13 protein-coding genes are annotated in these 13,905 nt (G+C 70.3%); 6 read left to right on the top strand and 7 right to left on the bottom strand.

What is annotated here, in order from left to right:
- Positions 1 to 64: 64 nt before the first annotated feature.
- The 5 genes from QFZ26_RS05750 to QFZ26_RS05730 form a co-directional block, all read right to left on the bottom strand.
- Positions 65 to 1,990 carry a hypothetical protein gene (locus tag QFZ26_RS05750; protein WP_307040106.1) on the bottom strand — a complete coding sequence of 642 codons (1,926 nt, stop codon included), beginning with the start codon at positions 1,988 to 1,990 and terminating at the stop codon, positions 65 to 67.
- 29 nt (positions 1,991 to 2,019) lie between these two features.
- Entirely contained in the window at positions 2,020 to 2,922 is a 903-nt protein-coding gene (locus tag QFZ26_RS05745) for a fibronectin type III domain-containing protein (RefSeq protein ID WP_307040104.1), read from the bottom strand.
- Between the two features lie 41 nt (positions 2,923 to 2,963).
- Complete coding sequence (locus tag QFZ26_RS05740) at positions 2,964 to 4,349, bottom strand: dicarboxylate/amino acid:cation symporter (RefSeq protein ID WP_307040102.1); 1,386 nt, start codon at positions 4,347 to 4,349, stop codon at positions 2,964 to 2,966.
- Between the two features lie 234 nt (positions 4,350 to 4,583).
- Entirely contained in the window at positions 4,584 to 4,871 is a 288-nt protein-coding gene (locus QFZ26_RS05735; RefSeq protein WP_307040100.1) for a hypothetical protein, read from the bottom strand.
- A 100-nt stretch (positions 4,872 to 4,971) separates the two neighbouring features.
- Positions 4,972 to 6,084: an epoxide hydrolase family protein gene (locus QFZ26_RS05730; RefSeq protein WP_307040099.1), complete on the bottom strand. Its 1,113-nt coding sequence runs from the start codon at positions 6,082 to 6,084 to the stop codon at positions 4,972 to 4,974.
- Positions 6,085 to 6,209: 125 nt separating this feature from the next.
- Here QFZ26_RS05730 and QFZ26_RS05725 point away from each other — a divergent pair, with 125 nt between their 5' ends.
- Positions 6,210 to 6,764: a dihydrofolate reductase family protein gene (locus QFZ26_RS05725; RefSeq protein WP_307040096.1), complete on the top strand. Its 555-nt coding sequence runs from the start codon at positions 6,210 to 6,212 to the stop codon at positions 6,762 to 6,764.
- A 56-nt stretch (positions 6,765 to 6,820) separates the two neighbouring features.
- Here the strand turns inward: QFZ26_RS05725 and QFZ26_RS05720 are convergent, their stop codons facing one another.
- Positions 6,821 to 7,909, bottom strand: a complete 1,089-nt coding sequence (locus QFZ26_RS05720; protein WP_307040095.1) for a LacI family DNA-binding transcriptional regulator — start codon at positions 7,907 to 7,909, stop codon at positions 6,821 to 6,823.
- A gap of 213 nt (positions 7,910 to 8,122) precedes the next feature.
- On the opposite strand from QFZ26_RS05720, the gene QFZ26_RS05715 reads away from it, so the two are divergent.
- The 5 genes from QFZ26_RS05715 (at position 8,123) to QFZ26_RS05695 (ending at position 12,906) form a co-directional block, all read left to right on the top strand.
- Positions 8,123 to 9,001, top strand: a complete 879-nt coding sequence (locus QFZ26_RS05715) for an ABC transporter substrate-binding protein (protein WP_307044943.1) — start codon at positions 8,123 to 8,125, stop codon at positions 8,999 to 9,001.
- A gap of 72 nt (positions 9,002 to 9,073) precedes the next feature.
- The gene (locus QFZ26_RS05710) at positions 9,074 to 9,862 is read left to right on the top strand and encodes an amino acid ABC transporter permease (RefSeq protein WP_307040093.1); all 789 of its coding nucleotides are present in this window, start codon (positions 9,074 to 9,076) and stop codon (positions 9,860 to 9,862) included.
- Positions 9,859 to 10,629 carry an amino acid ABC transporter ATP-binding protein gene (locus QFZ26_RS05705; protein WP_307040091.1) on the top strand — a complete coding sequence of 257 codons (771 nt, stop codon included), beginning with the start codon at positions 9,859 to 9,861 and terminating at the stop codon, positions 10,627 to 10,629. Before QFZ26_RS05710 ends, QFZ26_RS05705 begins: the two co-directional genes overlap by 4 nt.
- The gene (locus QFZ26_RS05700; protein ID WP_307040089.1) at positions 10,629 to 11,681 is read left to right on the top strand and encodes a Gfo/Idh/MocA family protein; all 1,053 of its coding nucleotides are present in this window, start codon (positions 10,629 to 10,631) and stop codon (positions 11,679 to 11,681) included. The genes QFZ26_RS05705 and QFZ26_RS05700 overlap by 1 nt, the downstream gene beginning before the upstream one ends.
- A 49-nt stretch (positions 11,682 to 11,730) precedes the next feature.
- On the top strand, positions 11,731 to 12,906 hold the full coding sequence (locus tag QFZ26_RS05695) for an NAD(P)/FAD-dependent oxidoreductase (protein WP_307040088.1): 1,176 nt from the start codon (positions 11,731 to 11,733) through the stop codon (positions 12,904 to 12,906).
- 136 nt (positions 12,907 to 13,042) lie between these two features.
- Here the strand turns inward: QFZ26_RS05695 and QFZ26_RS05690 are convergent, their stop codons facing one another.
- The gene (locus QFZ26_RS05690; protein ID WP_307040086.1) at positions 13,043 to 13,903 is read right to left on the bottom strand and encodes a PfkB family carbohydrate kinase; all 861 of its coding nucleotides are present in this window, start codon (positions 13,901 to 13,903) and stop codon (positions 13,043 to 13,045) included.
- Positions 13,904 to 13,905: the final 2 nt, after the last annotated feature.

Here is a 13,905-nt window from a genome sequence, read left to right as displayed (position 1 = left end):
CGCGCCGAACGTGGAGGGGGCGGATGACGACCAACACCCGCCCCGTCCCCCGGAACCGGTCGGACTAGCCGACGACGCGACGCGCACGCAGGCGCACGAACGCGAAGGCAGCGGCTCCCAGCGCGATGAGTGCGACGGCGATCCAGGCCAGCACGTCGACGAGCGCCGTGCCGGTGGCGGCGAGGCCCGCGGCGTCGGCATCCTCGGCGGCGACGGTCACCGAGACGCTGGCGACCTGCACCCCGCCGATGGTGACGACGACGGCGTGGGATCCGGCCGGCGTCGAGGCCGGGATCGTGCCGGTGAACGTGAACCCGCCGTCCGCGTTCGTCGATGCGGCGCCGAGCACCTGCGGCGTCGAGTGCAGCTCCACCGAGAAGTCGCCCGTGCTCGGTGCCAGTCCGCTGCCGCGCACCGTGATGGTGCCGCCGGGGACGACGTCGCCCGACACGGTGACGGAGCCCTTCACGGTGGTGGGATCGGTGCCGGTCGAGGGGGACTCCGTCGCAGGCGGCTCGGTGGCCGGCGGTTCGGTCGAGGGAGGCTCGGTCGGCTCGGGCTCCTCGGTGGGGTCCTCGCCGAGGTCGGCGAAGAACGTGCCGAGTGCGGCGATCGCCTCGTCGGCGAACGCGAGCTGCGCGACGAGTGCTGCGGGGTCGGGGCGCGTCGCGTAGCGCCCGGGCTTGTCGATGACGTACCACCACTCGGTCATGTACTCGCGGTAGGTGCCGTCGCCGTTGTCGTGGATCCACTGGCGCACGACCGGCGCCGGCTGGCCGTCGACCGTCCGGTCGCGCTGGTACTCGAAGACGTACGGCACCTGGAGCTTCTTCGCCGTTGCGAGCGCCTGCGACCGGTCGCCGCGGGGGTGGTAGTCGACCTGGCCCGAGACACCCGGCACGTACTGGGTGACGAGGTTCGGCAGGTGCTCGGCGACGAGGTCGCCGTAGAAGTTCGCGAACTCCGAGTTCGTGTCGCGAATGTGCAGGTCGTTGCCGGATGCCCCGTCGAGACGCAGGTCGAAGAAGTACACCTTCTCCACGCCGTTCGCGACCGCTTGGGCGTTGAGCTCCTTCAGCACGGCACGGGTGTTGTGGCACCAGGTGCCCCCGAGGAACAGCACGACGTCGCCGTCGACCTCGAGGAGGTGCACGAGCTCGGGGTAGGTGATGTTCTGCACCCGCCAGTCACTGTCGCCGTCGTCGAGGATGGTGGCGCCGCCGTAGGCGTCGGCACCCTGGTAGTCGCGGTTGTGCTTGAAGTTCACGACGTCCTCGTAGAACTGGAACTGGCTGATCGCGCCCAGCTCACCGCCGGCCGCCAGCACGCCGGCGACGTCGGCCTTGTAGGCCGCGAGCGCCGCCGGATCGGCGAGCTGCCCGGCCGTCACCGGTGCGGTGAGCGCGCTGACGATCCGGTCTTCGACGCCGCCCTCGGTGTGCGCCTTGTCGTAGACGAAGAGGTAGGGGTCGTCGGTGCCGTCGAACGGCGTCTGGGTGTCCTTGCCGAGCGCGTCGGTGACGAGGCGTGTCCACAGCGGTGCGACATCGGGGTTCGTCGTCGTGCGGATGTCGAGCGTGGCGCCGTCGAGCTTCGGATCGAACGTGTACACCCGGTCGACGCCGGCGGCCGTGGCGACCTCGTCGATGGCGCCGATCGTCGCAGTGGTGCGGGCGTCGCCGGGCCCGCCGATCAGGAAGGCGAAGCGCCCCTCCTGGCCGAGCAGGTACTCGAAGCGCTCGAAGGTCACCGTCTCGATGACACCGTCGGCGATGCCGTACGTGTCGCCGAGGTAGTCGACGGTGTCAATCGCGGCGCCGCTGGGTTCGGCCGCGGCCGGAGCGGCCGGTGCGACGAAGGTGGTCGCGCCGAGCACGGATGCTCCGGCGATCGCGAGGGTGGTGGCGAGCGCCACGCCTCGGTGGCGGTGGCGGTGGCGGTGACGGTGGTCTGGCACGGGGAGTCCTTTCGTGGGGTCGTTCGGGGTCATGCGGAGTGGTCTGGGGCGGGGTGCTCGGGTCAGGCAGTGGTGACGCCCGAGTCGGCGGGGCTGTCGGGGCCGTCGGGCGCGACCGTCTTGCGGCGACGGAGCAGCCGGTGCCCGAGGACCGCGAGCCCGCCGACGGCGACGAGGGCGACGAGGATTCCCGCGCCGGCAAGCCACGTGGGCGCGCCGACGACGGTCGTCGCCGCAGTGGCATCGACGGCTGCCGTGCTCGCGGACTCGGCCGAGTCCGGCGCCGTGATCTTCGCGGTGGCGGATGCCGCCGAGGCGGGTGAGTCGCCGAGCGCGTTGGTGGCGACGATCGTCGCGGTGTAGTCGCCCGCGCCGAGCACCTTGAACGTGTACGTCGTCGCTCCGGCCGCGAGCGGGATGGCGGTGCCGCGGTTGAGGGAGAGCCGGTATCCCGTCACGGGCGAACCGCCGTCGACGGGTGCCGCCCACGAGACGGTGAGGGCGGTGCCCTTCACGCTGAGCTTGGGTGCGGCCGGTGCCTGCGGGGCGGTCAGCACGGCCGCCGCCGGCTGACCGGCGGTGGCGGCGGCATCCGTCGATCCCGGCGTCGTCCCGGTCGACGTGCTGCCTCCCGTGGTCTGGCCCGTCGAGGTCGAGCCGCCTGAAGGCGCCGGAGCCGGTGCGGGGGCCGGTGCGGGCTCGGGATCCGGAGCCGGAGCCGGAGCCGGAGCCGGAGCGGGTGCGCCGCCGCCGCTGATCGCGGGGGGCGGGTCCTCCTGGGTGCTGTCGTACGGGTAGCCGCCGAGGTCCTCGCAGGCGCCGAGGTCGAAGTTGATCGAGCAGAGGTCGCAGACGTCGCCGGCGGCCTGGGCCGGCGCGCTCCAGACGAGCGTGAAGGTGGGCAGGGAGATCGCGAGGGCGACGGTCGCCGCGAAGCCGCGCAAGCGGCGTCGTTGGGTTGTCATGATGGGTTCCTTCGGTTCGGTTTCGGTTCCTGCCGCTCGCGTCAGCGAGGCTCGGCGAGTTCGGCGGCCGGGGTGGATTTGGAGTCGTTCGCGTCGTCGGGGTAGGCACTGCGACCCTCGAAGATCGCGTCGTCGAGCGCGTCGGCGCGGCGGGCGACGATGGCCGCGCTCGCGGCGGCGGCCGTGACGTTCGCCATGGTGCTGGCCGTGCCGGCGATGGCGCTGATCGGTATCAGCAGCACGAGCACTTCGACCGGAAGGCCGACGGCGGTGAGCACGGCGGTCGCCGTGACGATGGCCGTGCCCGGCACGCCGGCGGTGCCCAGCGAGACGAGCAGCCCGAGCACGACCAGCACGATGTAGTCGAGCGGCGTGTACTCGATGCCGAGCGCGTTCACGCTGAACACCGCGACGAGCGTCGGCCAGATGCCGGCGCATCCGGGCATGCCGATCGTCGTGCCGATCGGCGCGGTGAAGCCCGCCACCTCCGCCGAGACGCCGACCTTGCGGGTGAGGGCGCTGATCGTGAGCGGAAGGGTGCCGATGCTGCTCTGCGTCGCGAATGCCGTGTACTGCGCCGGCGTGAGGTAGCGGAAGAACCGCAGCGGGTTCACGTCGGCGAACACGCGCAGGAGCACACCGTTGACGAGGTAGGCGTCGACGAAGCACGCCACGAACGCGATCACGAGCACCCCCACCAGCGAGAGGGCGGTCTCGATGCGGGTGACCGCCGTTGACGTGGTGACGGCGACGAGCGCGAGCACGGCATACGGCGTGAGGGCGATGATGAAGCCGACGGCCTTGAACAGGATGCGGCGCGTGGCGTCCACGAACTCCTTGAACGGGCGCACCGTCTCGGGCTTCTTGTCGGCGACGAGCAGGTACGACACGGCGATGAGCAGCGTGAACAGGATGATGCCGATGATGTTGTTCGACGCGATGTCGCCGACGACGTTCGCGGGGAAGAGTCCCACGATCACCTCGTCGAGCGGGGCGAGCAGGCCGGTGAGGCCGGAGCCGTCGACGCCCTCGAGCTCGAGGTTCGCGCCCGTGCCGATGCCGGTCGCCAATGCGAGGCCGAGCGTCAGCAGGATCGCGATGAGGTTCGTGAGCAGCAGCCAGAACACCGAGCTGAGGCCGATGGTGCGCAGCTTCGCGATGCTGCCGAGTGAGGTCACGCTCGCGAGCACCGACACGATGATCAGCGGTGCGACGACCGCGGTGATGACGTTGACGTAGATGTCGCCGATCGGGGCGACGTAGTCGAGGTGCCCTTGGAAGACGACGCCCACGCCGACGCCGACGACGAGCGCCACGACCGTCAGCAGGGTGAACTTCGCGCCGATGCGACGCAGCAGAAAGAGGCCGGCGAAGAGCACGGCGGTGAGCGCGAGGGCCGCGACGGCGAGCCAGTCGACGTCAGCCACGGCGCGCCCGGTTCGTCACGAGGGCGTTGTTGATGGAGTGCATGCGGCCGACGGTATCGGCGGCCCTCGCCGGAATCCGACGTGTTTCCCGACGTGAATCCGCGTTACCACTCGTGACGGTCTCAGGCGACGGATGCCCCGCCGGCGCATGACTTCGTGACGCGGGATGACGCGCTTGACGTCGTCGGCTGGCGAAACATCACGTCACGGAGTCGCCGGGGATACTCCCCGTGGTCAGCTCGGGGGTCGCACCTCGGGTCCGACACCCGTTCCGCGGCCCGGGTCGTCGTCGGTCTCGCCGCGGTGCGCGATCGCGTCGGGATCGTCCTCGTTCTCGATCACGAGCGGCTCCTCCTCGACGCCGGGCGGCTCGGGGATGTTGCCCGCCACGCCGAAGGTCGTTCCGACGATTCCGACGCCGGACACTCCGCCGACGCTGCCCACGCCGCCGTCGCCCCGCGTCTCAGTGGGGATGCCGCCACCAGTGCGCTCCTCGTCGGTGCCGTCGTTCTTGTCGTTCATGGTCACTCCCCTCGTCGGCCTGATCTCACCCTCGCAGTCGAGGTGTGAGGGCGCACGGGATTGACATCTCGAGACAGAACGGGCCGGGAGCGGCTCGGGCTCAGCCCAGTGAGGCCGCGAACGCCCGCACCCGCACCGCCATTTGCTCCGGCACCTCGGCGACCGTGAAGTGCCCGCCCTCGTCGAGTCGGCCGAACTCACGGACGTCGAGGTAGTGCCGGCGCACGAGCGACTCGGGGTAGGTCGCTTCATGCCGCTGGATGAAGACCGCCGCGGGCACCGACGTCGGCGGGATCGCGTCGGGCCGGTCGGCGCCCTCGTAGTACGGGCGGAACGACGAGCCGATCGTCTGGGTGACCCAGTAGATCATCGCCTCGGTGAGGATGCGCTCTCTCGAGATGCGTCGCTCGACCGCGCGCGGATCGCCGGACGGGGTGTCGCTCCACTCGACGAGCTTCTCGGCGAGCCACCCGAGCAGGCCGGCGGGGGAGTCGTTGAGTGCGAAGGCGAGCGTGTCGGGCCGGGTGGCCTGCACGTGCCCGTAGGCGCCGTCGGTCTCGTGCTTCACGGCGATCGCCTCGAAGAAGGCGCGCTCGGCCGGGTCGGTGAGGGCGGTGCGCTCGTCGGAGTTGGGGAAGTGCGCGTGCGTCGCGACGATACCCGCGACCTGCTCGGGATAGCGCGCCGCGATGAGGTCGCTGACGTTCGCCGTGACGTCTTCGCCGTAGGTGATGTAGCGCTCGTAGCCGAGCACCTCGGTCATGAGCGCATGCATCGTGGCGGCGAGCCGCTGCTCGGACATCTCGCCGATCGCGTACGGCGAGGAGAATGCGAACCCCGGCAGGCTCGCGACCACGACGTCGAAGTCGGGCAACAGCTCGGCGAAGTCGAGCTGCAGCGCGAATGTATGCGGCCAGCCGTGCATCACGAGGAGTGCCGGGGCATCCGCTCGCTCTGATCGCAGGTGCACGAAGTGCATCGCGGCGTCGCCGATGTCGGCGATGAACTGAGGATGCCGGTTGAGCCACGCTTCGCGCGCCCGCCAGTCCCAGTCGATCCACTCGCCGACCAGCTCGCGCAGGTACGAGGCCGTCATGCCCGACGCCGGACGCCGCGGCGAGTCATCCGGAATCCTGCTGCGCGCGAGGCGGGCCCGCAGGTCGTCGAGCACCTGGTCGGAGACGTGGAGTTCGAAGGGCCGTACCTCGCTCATGACGCGACGGTACGCCCTGCCGCAGACATCGTCGGAGGATTTTCACGCACGATGTCGATCTCGACCGGCTCCCGTTCGACGTCCAGAATGAGACGGAGATACCGCCTCTGGAAGGAATCACCATCATGCGCACCCTCATCGTCACCGAGTTCATCAGCCTCGACGGAGTGATCGACTCGCCCGGCGGCGGACCGCACCCGCGGGCCGGCTGGACCTTCAAGGACGTGCCGTTCGTCGAGGAGGCCTATGAGATCAAGGGCCGCGAGCAGGACGAAGCCGGCGCACTGCTGCTGGGCCGCGTGAGCTACGACGAGTTCGCACCGGTCTGGCCGACGATGGACGAGTTCGCCGAGTACAACGCGATGCCGAAGTACGTCGTGTCGAGCACCCTCAGCGACCCCGAGTGGAACAACACCCAGGTGCTGCGCTCGCTCGACGAGGTCGCGAAGCTCAAGGAGGGCGAGGGCGGCAACATCCTCGTGCACGGCAGCGGCACGCTCGCGAAGGGCCTCGCTGACGCCGGTCTCGTCGACCGCTACCACCTGCTCGTGTTCCCGATCCTGCTCGGCGACGGCAAGCGCCTCTTCGGCGGCGGCGACCCCTACACGCGACTCGACCTCGTCGAGCACGAGGCGTACTCCAACGGCGTCGTGAAGGCGGTCTTCGACGTCAAGCGGTGAGCGGGTGAGCCCTCCGCGGTGAGCGGTGAGCGGTGAGCGGATGCCGCGGCTCCCGCTCAGCCGCGCGCCGGCCGCGCCACCGACTCCCGCTCGATCAGGTGCTGTTCGAGCACGTGGGTCACGGGAGGCGCGCCGTCGCCGCCGATTCTGCGGATCAGGAGCCGTGCGGCTTCGGCGCCGATCTCGTGGATCGGCTGTGCGATGACGGTGACGGCGGGCGTCGTGACGCCGGTCCAGTCGGCATCATCGAACGCGACGAGCGAGAGATCTCCCGGGATGCTCAGGCCGAGCGCCCGGGCCGCCCGGAACACGCCCAGGGCGATGAGGCTGTCGGAGGCGACGACCGCGGTGATGCCGTGGTCTTCGTCTTCGAGCAGGCGCCGGGCCAGCTGCTCGACACCCTCCTCCCGCGCGTTCAGGTGCACGAACGCCGCCGGATCGGGTACCCCGGCCCCCTCGAGTGTCTCCACGAACCCCTGCACACGATCGGCGACCGATGAGGAGCCGAGGGTATCGCCGCGACGGTAGCCATCGGAGTGGCGGATCGTCGAGATGAACGCGATCCGCCGGTGTCCGTTCCCCGTGAGGAGGCGGGTGAGTTGCTCGGCTCCGCGGCGGTTGTCGGCGGTGACGGTGTCGACCTCGAGCTCGGGTACGGCGCGGTCGAAGAGCACCAGGGGACGCCCGGCGTCGATGATGGTACGCAGGTTCGCGGTATCGACGGATGACGCGGGCGCGACGAGCAGCCCGTCGACGCGCTTGGCCAGCTGCACGCCGATGGCCTTCTGCTCGGTCTCGGCCTCTTCATCGGAGTTCGAGAGGATCAGGTCGAATCCGGCCGCGTTCGCGACATCCGCCGCCCCTCGCGTGGCCTGGGCGAAGAAGGGGTTCTCGATGTCGCCGACGACGATTCCGAGCGTGTTCGAGCGGCCGGTGCTCATGGTGCGGGCGAGGGCATTGGGGCGGTAGCCGAGCTGCTCGGCAGCGGCCTGCACCCGGTCGCGCACGGCCTCGCTGACGGCGCCGTAGTCGCCGAGGGCGCGCGCCGCGGTGGCCTTCGACACCTTGGCGGCGGCCGCGACGTCTGTGACCGTCACTTCGCGGCGGCCGTTGCCATTGCCGTGCCCAGCGGCTGGTTCGCTCACTGCTCCTCCGAAAAAGTTGTTGACGCGACGCGGATCGTCGCGTACTGTCCCAGAAAACGCATTGAGACCGGTCTCAACATACCGGACTGAGACCGGTCTCAACAAGAACATGTACCGCTGGGCTTCGACGGAGCACGCGAACCACGAGGCCGCAACGGGATACCCGCCCCCGCACCACCGCATCACAATCACTGCAACGAGAGGATCATCGTGATCAACCGCACCACCTTCCGCCGAGCCGGCATCGCCGCCGTGGCCGCCGCCGCCGCCCTCGCGCTCGCCGCCTGCTCATCGGCCGGCGCGTCGACGAGCGGCTCGACCGCCGAGGAGAACCCCTACAACCTGATCACCCCGGGCCAGATCCGGGTCGCGAGCCTCGGCGACGCCAAGCCCTACACGTTCACCGACGAGAGCGGCGAGTTCACCGGTTTCGACGTCGAGCTGTTCTCGGATGTCGCCGAGCGCATCGGCATGGACGACGTCGTGTTCACCGGTCAGGACTTCTCCGGCCTGCTCGCGGCCGTTGCCAACGGGCAGTTCGACGTGGGCGTCGCCGCGATCGGCATCACCGATGAGCGCAAGCAGACGGTCGACTTCTCGGAGGGCTACCTCGCGGGCTATCTCACCGTCATGTCGAGCCCCGACGCGAACATCGCCGATGAGGGCGACCTCGCGGGCAAGCGCCTCGGTGTGGTGCAGGGCACCCTGCAGGAGGCCTACGCGGTGAAGAACTTCACCGAAACCGAGCTGGTCCGCTTCCCCGACAACAACGCGGCCATCTCCGCGGTCAACAGCGGTTCGGTCGACGCGCACTTCCTCGACTATGAGGCGGCGAAGGAGTATTCCGCCCAATACGGCCTCGAGAACGCCATCGACATCCCCTCCTTCGACGCGCCCGCCGGGTTCGCCATCGCGAAGGGGAACGCCGAGTTCAAGGCGGCGCTCGACGAGGCGCTCGCCGCCGCCATGGAGGACGGCACCTGGAAGGAGCTCTACCAGAAGTGGTTCCCGGGCTCGCCGATGCCCGAGCAGTACCTCCCGAAGGCCGAGCAGACCTCGGCTCCGACCGAGTCGGAAGCCCCGGCCCAGTAGCCGGACCCGCGGTGCGGGTCGTCGACCCGTCGGCCCGCACCGCCCCACCGTTCCTCTGAACGAAAGCGAACCATGGACTGGCTCGACAACATCATCACGACCTTCTTCGACTTCGAGGCCATGTGGCAAGTGTTCCCGCAGCTGCTCGGCGTCGGACTCGTCAACACGCTGGTCATCTCGATCTGGGCGACCGTCATCGGCATCGTCCTCGGCATGATCGTGGCCATCATGGGCATCTCGCCCTCGCGCTGGCTGCGCATCCCCTCGCGCATCTACACCGACATCTTCCGCGGGCTCCCGGCGATCCTCACCATCCTGCTCATCGGACAGGGCTTCGCCCGCTTCAGCCAGCAGCTGTTCGGACCCTCGCCATACCCGCTCGGCATCCTGGCGCTGAGCCTCATCGCGAGCGCCTACATCGGCGAGATCTTCCGCGCCGGCATCCAGAGCGTCGACCGGGGCCAGCTCGAGGCCTGCCGCGCGCTCGGCATGAGCTACGGAAAGGCGATGCGGCTCGTCGTCGTGCCGCAGGGCGTCCGCCGAGTGCTCCCGGCGCTCGTCAACCAGTTCATCGCGATCGTGAAGGACTCGAGCCTCGTGTACTTCCTCGGCCTGCTGGTCTCCGAGCGCGAACTCTTCCGGGTCGGTCAGGATGCCGCGGTGCTGACGGGCAACCTGTCGCCGCTCGTCATGGCCGGCCTCTTCTACCTCATCATCACGGTTCCGCTCACGCACCTCGTGAACTACTTCGACAACCGCTTCCGCACCGGACGGCACAAAGCGGCGCCGCCGAAGAGCGGGCTCGACGAGGTCGAGGAGCAGAATCCGACTCCGACCCTCACCTACGGAGAGAACTCATGACCTTTACGTCCCCCGTGCCCGTCACCGACGGCCACTTCTACGAGGGCTCAAGCCTCGAGCTCATCGACCTCTCCATGGCGTACGGCGACATCGATGTGCTCAGGGATGTGAGCCTCACGGTGGCGCCCGGCACGACGACGTGCATCATCGGGCCCTCGGGCTCGGGCAAGTCGACCCTGCTCCGCGGCGTGAATCGCCTGCACGAGCCGAAGTCGGGCGATGTGCGGCTCGCGGGCGAGAGCGTGCTGACGCAGAAGCCCGACTCGGTGCGCAAGCGCATCGGCCTCGTCTTCCAGCACTTCAACCTGTTCCCAGATCACACGGCGGAACAGAACGTGGCGCTCGCGCTGCGCAACGTGAAGGGCCTGTCCAAGGCGGAGTCGCTGCGCATCGCCCGCGAGCGCCTCGCCGAAGTCGGACTCGCCGAGCGTGCCGACCACCGGCCCCGCGACCTCTCCGGCGGCCAGCAGCAGCGCGTCGCGATCGCCCGTGCGCTCGCGATGGAGCCCGAGGTGATGCTCTTCGACGAGGTCACGAGCGCGCTCGACCCCGAGCTCGTGAAGGGCGTGCTGAACCTCATGGCCGGCCTCGCGCAGCGCGGCATGACCATGCTCGTCGTCACGCACGAGATGGGCTTCGCGCACAAGGTCGCCGACCAGGTCGTCTTCATGGACGAGGGCCGGGTCGTCGAATCGGGCAAGCCCGGCGACCTCTTCGACCGCCCGCAGAGCCCGCGCCTGCAGCGCTTCCTCTCGGAGGTGCTGTGATGACGGATGCCGCGGCGAGCCCGATCCGCACCGCGGTCATCGGGTTCGGCGCCTCCGGCCGCATCTTCCACGCGCCGTTCCTCGAAGCCGACTCCGACTTCTCGCTCGACGTCATCGTGACACGGGACCCGTCCCGGCGCGCCGCGGCCGAGGTGCGGCATCCGAACGCCCGGATCGTCGCCACCCCCGAGGACGTGTGGGCGGATGCCGCGGCGCTCGACCTCGTGGTCATCGGCTCGCCGAGCGGCACCCACGCCGGGCTCGCCGATGCCGCGCTGGAGGCGGGACTCGATGTCGTGGTGGACAAGCCGTTCGCCGTCACCGCCGACGAGGGCCGAGCGCTCATCGCGAAGGCCGAGCAGCTCGGCCGGCGGATCACGGTGTTCCAGAACCGTCGCTGGGACGGCGACTTCCTCACCCTGCAGCAGCTCGTCGACGACGGGAGGCTCGGAGAGGTCCGCCGTTTCGAGTCGCGGTTCGAGTGGTGGCAGCCCGAGCCCTCCACTTCGTGGAAGACCGAGGCCGCGCCGGCTGAGGGCGGCGGCATCCTGTACGACCTCGGCACCCACCTCATCGACCAGGCCGTGCAGCTGTTCGGGCCGGTCGCCGACGTGCACGCCGAGATCGCCCGGCGGCGGTCGTCCACAGCGGCGGACGACGACGTGTTCCTGGCACTGGCTCACGATTCCGACGTCATCTCGCACCTCTGGATGAGCGCCGTCGCGCCGCTCTTCGGCCCGCGGTTCCATGTGCTCGGCTCCACTGCCGGGTACGCGAGCTGGGGCCTCGACCCCCAGGAACCGGCGCTCATCGCGGGCGCGCTGCCGAACGACCCGGGCTTCGGGGAGGTTCCCGAGGCCCGCTGGGGAATGCTCGGAGCCGACCGGGACACCACCGCCGTGCCGACGCGGCGCGGCGACTACGGCGAGTTCTACCGGCTGCTCGCCGTCGCGCTCCGAGGCGGCGGTCCGCTGCCGGTGGACCCGGCCGACGCCGTCTCCGTGCTCGAGATCATCGAACACGCGCACGCCGCGGTATCCGTCACCGCCTGAGACCCCATCACCGCGCTTTCGCATCATGACAAGGAAGAGAACCATCAGCATGACCACCACCCAGTCCACCCGCGTCGTCGTCATCGGCGGGGGAATCCTCGGCGCGTCGACTGCCGCGCACCTCGCACGCGGCGGAGCGCAGGTGACGCTCGTCACCGCCGGGTCGCTCGCGGACGGGGCATCCGGTCGTTCGATCGCCTGGCTGAACTCGTCTGGCGATCGCTCGGCCGAGTACCACTACCTGCGTCTCCTCGCGCTCGACCGCTACCGCACGTGGAGCGTGCGTCATCCCGAGAGCCAGGCGTACCTGCGCTTCGACGGCGCGCTCAAGTGGGCCGGCACGGAGGAGAGCTTCGCCGAGACGTTCGGGTTCGAGCGCGCCTGCGGCTACGACGCCGTCTGGGTCGACCGTGCCGACGTGGCCGAGGTCGCGCCTGACGTGAATCCTGAGGCGGTGGCCGACGAGGGTGCGATCTTCAACCCCGGTGAGGGCTGGGTGAGCCTGCCCGACCTCATCGCGGCGCTGGTCGACGAGGCCGTGGCCGACGGCGCCCGCATCATCGAAGACGCCGGCGACGCGCACGTCGACATGCAGGACGGCGCTGTGACCGGCGTGATCCTGGGCGACGGTGCGCGCGTGCCCGCCGACCAGGTGGTGCTCGCGACGGGTCCCGCGGTTCCGGCCCACCTCGCCGCCCTGGGTGTGACGGTTCCGGATGCCACGCCCGTCGCCTTCGTGCTGTTCACCGATCCCGTTGACATCGAGGTGACGACGGTGCTGAACACGCCGCGGGTCGCTGTTCGCCCGACGCCCGACGGCCGGCTCGTGCTCGACGCGGACTGGGCGGAGAAGTCGATCGTCGTCGGCGACGACGGGTCGATCTCCGTTCCCGAGGAGTCCGTGCAGGGCCTGCTCGACGAGGCGTCGAAGGTCCTCGCCGGCAACCCGCGGCTGACCGCCCAGCGAATCGGCGCGGGGTTGAAGCCGATCCCCGGCGACGGCGAGCCGGTCGTGGGAGCGGTGCCCTCGATCGCTGGCCTGTACACGCTGTTCACCCACTCCGGCGCGACTCTCGGCCTCGTGCTCGGCGAGCTGCTCGCCGAGGAGATCCTCACGGGTTCGCCGTCGCCGGTGACCAGGGCGTTCCGTCTCGACCGGTTCCAGGTCGACGCCGCGCCGGAGGACGTCCCGACCGGTGCGTGGGCACCGGTGCCGCAGCGGTAGCCGTTCGGTTCCGGTCGCTACGACCACCGCGGATGCCGTGTCATTGGGGGGCGGCATCCGCTCGGTCGTGATGGCCGAGTGCTGGGCGCGCGCGTGCCATGAGCCCGCCTGCTCGCGCGCCAGGCTCGTGGCGGGCTCAGGTTCGAGCCCTCGACGTGTCCGCGCGGGCGAGCGGCCAGCCGCCACGGTGGCTGCACGCCGCCGCGGCCCAGTGCGCTCCGCGCTCGAGGGCCGACGGGATCTCGGCGCCGTCGAGGCGCGCAGCGATGAAGCCGGCGATGAACGCGTCGCCCGCGCCGGTGGTGTCGACTACGTCGACCGGGACCGCCCGCTGCTCGAACCAGTCTGCGCCGTCCGTCGCGACTGCCCCGGCGGCGCCGCGGGTCACGACGGCTGAGCGAGCGCCCGCCCCGAGCGCCGAGATCGCCCATGCGCGGGCATCGCCACGCTCGCCGACGGAGCCGAACGCGACGTCCAGTTCGGTGAAGCCCGACGCGACGGCGCAGTCCTGGCTCACGACCGGGCGGTTCGCGGCGCCGGCGCGGCGTCCGAGCGAGGCGAGCCGGGCACGCAGTTCCCCGGCGCGGGGCAGCATGCCGATGTGCACCCAGGATGCCTTCGCCAGCAGTTCGAGGTCGGCGTCGCTGGGGAAGTAGTCGGCGGTCACGCCGAACTCCTCCCTCTCGAAGACGCGCTCGCCGCCGTCGACGCGAATCGTCGTGGCGGCCGTTGGCCCCGCCATGGTGACGAGGCCCACGGGTTCGATGCCGGCGCGGTGCAGGCCGCGCGCGATGGTGCGCGAGTTCGCATCGGCGCCGACCGCGCCGAAGTACGCGACCGCGCGGCCGCGACCGGCGAGCTGGGCAGCGACGTTGTAGGCGTTGCCGCCGGCGTATCGCGCGGACTCGTCGCCGATGTACCGGTCGATCGTGTTGTCGCCGATAGTCGCGATCACGAACCCGGCGTTTCCGTCGTGCTGCCCAGCACCGCCATTCATGC

The organism is Agromyces ramosus (assembly GCF_030817175.1).
GTDB classification, from domain to species: Bacteria; Actinomycetota; Actinomycetes; order Actinomycetales; family Microbacteriaceae; genus Agromyces; species Agromyces ramosus_A.
Note: the sequence above shows the minus strand (reverse complement) of the source record. Positions and strands in the feature narration are given on the sequence as shown.